General features: G+C 70.6%; 6 protein-coding genes. 3 read left to right on the top strand and 3 right to left on the bottom strand.

The features are described 5' to 3' along the window. Both G3I42_RS07145 and G3I42_RS07140 read left to right on the top strand, forming a co-directional pair. Window positions 1–147 (top strand): DUF742 domain-containing protein (locus G3I42_RS07145; protein WP_164283446.1); only part of this gene is annotated, 147 nt, incomplete at its 5' end. Beyond that, window positions 128–709, top strand: coding sequence for an ATP/GTP-binding protein (locus G3I42_RS07140; protein WP_008745462.1), 582 nt, complete (start codon window positions 128–130; stop codon window positions 707–709). The genes G3I42_RS07145 and G3I42_RS07140, both read left to right, overlap by 20 nt. A gap of 94 nt (window positions 710–803) precedes the next feature. Here the strand turns inward: G3I42_RS07140 and G3I42_RS07135 are convergent, their stop codons facing one another. The 3 genes from G3I42_RS07135 to G3I42_RS07125 all read right to left on the bottom strand — a co-directional run bounded on the left by G3I42_RS07135 (window position 804) and on the right by G3I42_RS07125 (window position 3,427). Further along, window positions 804–1,019 (bottom strand): acyl-CoA carboxylase epsilon subunit, encoded by a 216-nt coding sequence (locus tag G3I42_RS07135; protein WP_164283444.1) that lies wholly within the window; start codon window positions 1,017–1,019, stop codon window positions 804–806. A gap of 47 nt (window positions 1,020–1,066) precedes the next feature. Continuing rightward, window positions 1,067–2,662, bottom strand: coding sequence for an acyl-CoA carboxylase subunit beta (locus tag G3I42_RS07130; RefSeq protein WP_164283442.1), 1,596 nt, complete (start codon window positions 2,660–2,662; stop codon window positions 1,067–1,069). A gap of 246 nt (window positions 2,663–2,908) precedes the next feature. Further along, on the bottom strand, window positions 2,909–3,427 hold the full coding sequence (locus tag G3I42_RS07125) for a hypothetical protein (protein ID WP_164283440.1): 519 nt from the start codon (window positions 3,425–3,427) through the stop codon (window positions 2,909–2,911). Between the two features lie 279 nt (window positions 3,428–3,706). Between G3I42_RS07125 and G3I42_RS07120 the strand changes: the two genes are divergently transcribed. Then, entirely contained in the window at window positions 3,707–4,318 is a 612-nt protein-coding gene (locus G3I42_RS07120; protein WP_164283438.1) for a YceI family protein, read from the top strand. The last annotated feature ends 315 nt before the right edge of the window (window positions 4,319–4,633 follow it).

Below are 4,633 nucleotides of genomic sequence, written 5' to 3'. Positions count from 1 at the left end.
CCCCTCGGCGTGGCCCGGATTCTCGTCGCCGACCTGGCGGAGGCCGGTCTCGTCGCGATCCACCAGCCCGGCGGCGACGAGAACGCCGGCGGCCAGCCAGACGTGACACTGCTCGAAAGGGTGCTCAGTGGACTTCGCAAGCTCTAGTGGCGAACCGGGACGGTCGACCACCAGCGCGAAAATCGTGGTCGCCGGCGGCTTCGGCGTGGGCAAGACGACCTTCGTCGGCGCCGTCTCGGAGATCAACCCGCTGCGCACCGAAGCCGTCATGACCAGCGCGAGCGCCGGCATCGACGACCTCACCCACACCGGCGACAAGACCACCACCACCGTCGCCATGGACTTCGGCCGCATCACCCTCGACCAGGACCTCATCCTCTACCTGTTCGGCACCCCCGGACAGGACCGCTTCTGGTTCATGTGGGACGACCTCGTCCGCGGCGCCATCGGCGCCATCGTCCTCGTCGACACCCGCCGCCTCGCCGACTGCTTCCCCGCCGTCGACTACTTCGAAAACTCGGGCCTCCCCTTCGTCATCGCCCTCAACGGCTTCGAAGGACACCAGCCCTACACCCCCGACGAAGTACGCGAAGCACTCCAGATCGGCCCCGACACCCCCATCATCACCACCGACGCCCGCCACCGCGCCGACGCCAAATCCGCCCTCATCACCCTCGTCGAACACGCCCTCATGGCCCGCCTGCGGTAACGAGCGCGTGCGAAAGGGCCCGTACTCCCGGGGAGTACGGGCCCTTTCGGCGTTCCTTGCGGCGGCGCGGCTTCCGCGGCGGCGCGCCGCGGGCTCAGCGCCAGCTGTGCGGGGCGTGGAAGCCGTTCTCGCGCTCCAGGCGGCGCCAGCCGGCGCGGGCGGCGCGGACGGACCGCTCGGTGGTGGGCGCGGCGGCGGTCTCGGCGGCGCGGGCGAGGAGCACGGCGGTCAGAGCCGCGAGTTCCTCGGGCTCGGCGTGGCCCTTCTCGACGCGCAGGAGGCCGGGGTCGACGGTGACGGGCTCGCTCATGTCGTTCCGTTCTGCTTCGTAGGGGGTGCGGGTGGCCTCGCGGGCGCTCACTGCGGCGGGTTGCCGTGCTTGCGCGAGGGGAGATCGGCGTGCTTGGTGCGGAGCATCGCGAAGGAGGCGATGAGCACCTCGCGGGTCTCGGCGGGGTCGATGACGTCGTCCACGAGGCCGCGCTCGGCCGCGTAGTACGGGTGCATCAGCTCCGACTTGTACTCCTTGACCATCTTCTGCCGCATGACCTCGGGGTCGTCGGCCGCGGCGATCTGGCGGCGGAAGATGACGTTCGCGGCGCCCTCGGCGCCCATGACGGCGATCTCGTTGGTGGGCCAGGCGTAGGTGAGGTCGGCACCGATGGACTGCGAGTCCATGACGATGTAGGCACCTCCGTACGCCTTCCGCAGGATCAGCGAGATCCGGGGGACGGTCGCGTTGCAGTACGCGTAGAGGAGCTTCGCGCCGTGCCGGATGATCCCACCGTGCTCCTGGTCGACGCCCGGGAGGAAGCCGGGGACGTCCAGAAGGGTGAGGAGCGGGATGTTGAAGGCGTCGCACATCTGCACGAAGCGCGCGGCCTTCTCGCTCGCCTCGATGTCGAGGACGCCCGCGAGGGACTGCGGCTGGTTGGCGATGATGCCGACGACCTGGCCGTCGAGACGGCTCAGGGCACAGATGATGTTGGTCGCCCAGCGCTCGTGGACCTCCAGGAACTCGCCGTCGTCGACCAGCTCCTCGATGACCTTGCGCATGTCGTAGGGGCGGTTGCCGTCGGCGGGGACGAGGTCGAGGAGGGCGTCGCCGCGGCGGTCCGCGGGGTCCTCGCTCTCGGCGGCCGGGGGGTTCTCGCGGTTGTTCTGCGGGAGCAGCGAGAGGAGGTAGCGGACCTCGGCGAGGCAGGTCTCCTCGTCGTCGTACGCGAAGTGGCAGACGCCGGAGGTCTCGGCGTGCACGTCGGCGCCGCCGAGCCCGTTCTGGGTGATCTCCTCGCCGGTGACGGCCTTGACGACGTCGGGGCCCGTGATGAACATCTGCGAGGTCTCGCGGACCATGAAGACGAAGTCGGTGAGCGCCGGGCTGTAGGCGGCGCCGCCCGCGCAGGGGCCGAGCATGACGGAGATCTGCGGGATGACGCCGGACGCCTTGGTGTTGCGCTGGAAGATGCCGCCGTAGCCCGCGAGCGCGGAGACGCCTTCCTGGATACGGGCACCGGCGCCGTCGTTGAGCGAGACGAGCGGGGCCCCGGCCGCGATGGCCTTGTCCATGATGTTGTGGATCTTCGCGGCGTGGGCCTCGCCGAGGGCGCCACCGAAGATGCGGAAGTCGTGCGCGTAGACGAAGACGGTGCGTCCGTCGACGGTTCCCCAGCCGGTGATCACGCCGTCGGTGTAGGGCTTCTTCGCCTCCAGGCCGAAGCCGGTGGCGCGGTGCCGCCGCAGCTGCTCGACCTCGTGGAAGGAGCCGGGGTCGAGGAGCAGGTCGATCCGCTCGCGCGCGGTGAGCTTCCCCTTGGCGTGCTGGGCCTCGGTGGCCCGGTCGCTGGGGCCACGCAGCGCCTCGGCGCGTACCGCGAGCAGTTCCGCCACGCGGCCCTTGGCGTCCTTGGGCTCGTCCGGGGTCGCGTCCGGCGTCTCGTCCAAAACGGTCATGTAGCGACCATACGAAATCGGGCGCGGCAAAGGGTCCGTCGGGTCCGCACAGTCTCGCGCGGCATTTCCTGGTGTCCTTGCACAGAAACACGGGGACGGGACGGTCCGGCCCTGCACAAAGGGGCGCGGCTCTTGTCGGGGTCCGACAAGAGAGGGCCGGGGGCTTGGTACGAGAGATGCGCCACAGGCGGGTACGGGAGGGGGCGGGGTCTTGTCCGGTCCCTCCCGTACCCGTCGCGGTACGGCTCAGCAGCCGCCGCAGGTCTTGAAGGTCACGTCCCAATGGCTGCCCTCGTCGGCGTAGAGGTTGCCCGAGGCCGCCTGCCACTGCGGGTATCCGTCGCCGCGCAGCCCGATGTACGTGAAGGTGTTCTTCACGTAATTGGTCAGACACGTGTTCTTGCCGAAGTCGAGCTTGTAGCCGTTCCAGTGCGAGTACGTTCCCGAGGCGTGGCCCGTCTCGGTGCCCCCGGTGATGTTGAGCGGACAGCCCGAGGCGGACTTGAGGGTCTGGGCGCCCTGGGCGGTGGCCAGGTTGAGCTGGTCGAAGGACGTGCAGGTGGGGGTGTTGCGGTCCGAGCAGCCGCCGGAGGAGGACCAGGTGATGCCGGAGGCGCTGAACATGGAGGTCGCGGTGGCGTGGCTGATCTTGTCGACCGCGAAGGCGGGGGCGGCGGTGAGGGCGCCGACGCCGGGGGCGAAGAGGGCGGCGCCGAGGAGGGCACCGGTGGCGAGGAGGGGGCGCAGGCGGGGGGTGGCGGGCATGACGGTCTCCTGTGCACGCGTCGGGTCATGGGGGTGGCGCGGTGGAGCAGGGTGATCGTGCCGTACGGGGCGGGCGGGGCGCCAGAGGGCCTGTGCGGTCACCCGGCCGGGCGTACGGCGGGTGCGCCGGGGGGCCGCGCACCACGAGGATGGACCGTGTCCGGGCGAGCCCACGCACTAACTGTTGAAACTTGAACGGGATGGGTTTACTCTCGGCCGTGTCGTTGAATGTTCAACCTTCAATGACGTTCGTCCCCCTTCTTTCCCCAAGGAGCAACCATGGGTCTCTTCGGCCGCAAGAACGAGAACGCCACCCCCGAGGCCGCCGCGCCCGCCGCCGTCAGCCCCGACCTCGCCGCGCTGACCGGCGACTACACGATCGACCCGGTGCACTCGGCGCTCGGCTTCTCGGCGCGCCACGCCATGGTCACCAACGTCAAGGGCTCCTTCAAGGACTTCGAGGGCACGCTGCACCTCGACGGCGCCGATCCCTCCCGTTCCAGCGCCTCGCTCGACGTCAAGCTCGACAGCGTCGACACGGGCGCGCCCGACCGTGACGGCCACCTCAAGAGCGCCGACTTCTTCGACGTCGAGAACCACCCGCTGATGACCTTCCGCTCCACCTCCGCCGAGGCGCTCGGCGGCGACGACTACCGCGTCAGGGGCGACCTCACGATCCACGGCACGACCAAGCCGCTCACGATCGACCTGGAGTTCAACGGCTCGGCGAAGGACCCCTTCGGCAACGAGCGCGTCGGCTTCGAGGGCACGGCGGAGATCCTGCGCTCGGAGTGGGGCCTCACCTACAACGCGGCCCTGGAGACCGGCGGCGTGCTCGTCTCGGACAAGATCAAGCTGACGCTGGAGATCTCGGCGATCAAGAACGCGTGAGCGGCGCGAGGCCCTGACAGGGCGGTCGCCCCCCGCCACGCGTGTCTGCCCCACCCGGTGCCCCTCTCGGTGCCCTCCGGTACGGCCGGAGGACGGCGAGGGGGGCATCGTCGCGCGTACGGGGCGGCGGGGGTGGAGCGCGGGGCGTCGTCGCGCCTACGGGGACGGCGGGCGCGCGCGGAGCGCGGGGGCTCAGGCCGGGGCGTGGTGGGGCTGGTCCGCGGCGAGGGGGGTGCCGGTGAGGAGGGCGGGGGCGAGGTCCTCGCCGTACCAGCCGGTGGCCCAGGGGCCCCACCAGGCGGGGTCGGCCTCCCA

The sequence above is a fragment of the Streptomyces sp. SID11385 genome, from assembly GCF_010548245.1.
Taxonomy (GTDB): Bacteria; Actinomycetota; Actinomycetes; order Streptomycetales; family Streptomycetaceae; genus Streptomyces.
This window is presented reverse-complemented; position numbering and strand designations above follow the sequence as displayed.